The following is a 278-nucleotide window of genomic DNA, read 5'->3' on the forward strand; positions in this document are numbered from 1 at the left end:
CCGCTCATGGAAGAACCGAAGGCTCGGCATCAGCGGCCGCGGAAGGTCAAACGGCGGGTCGGCAGCCCGCAAGGGGGCGTCATGAGCCCGCTGTTAGCCAACCTGTATCTGCACTGGATGGACAACCGCTGCCATGACCGGGAAGGAGCGGCCCAGCGGGTTGGCGCGCGGCTGGTGGGAGATGCCGATGACTTGATCATCTTGGCGCGTCATCAAGGGAAGTGCCTAGGGGACTGGGTCGAAGCCAGCGCGGAAGGGTGGATGGGACTGGAGATCAA

1 pseudogene is annotated in these 278 nt (G+C 64.4%); it reads left to right on the plus strand.

Going from position 1 to position 278, the window contains the following annotated elements:
* Nucleotides 1-81: 81 nt before the first annotated feature.
* Nucleotides 82-278: pseudogene (locus BQ17_RS03740) on the plus strand (hypothetical protein); the annotation flags it as partial.

This window comes from Candidatus Thiosymbion oneisti (genome assembly GCF_900092655.1).
GTDB classification, from domain to species: Bacteria; Pseudomonadota; Gammaproteobacteria; order Chromatiales; family Chromatiaceae; genus Thiosymbion; species Thiosymbion oneisti.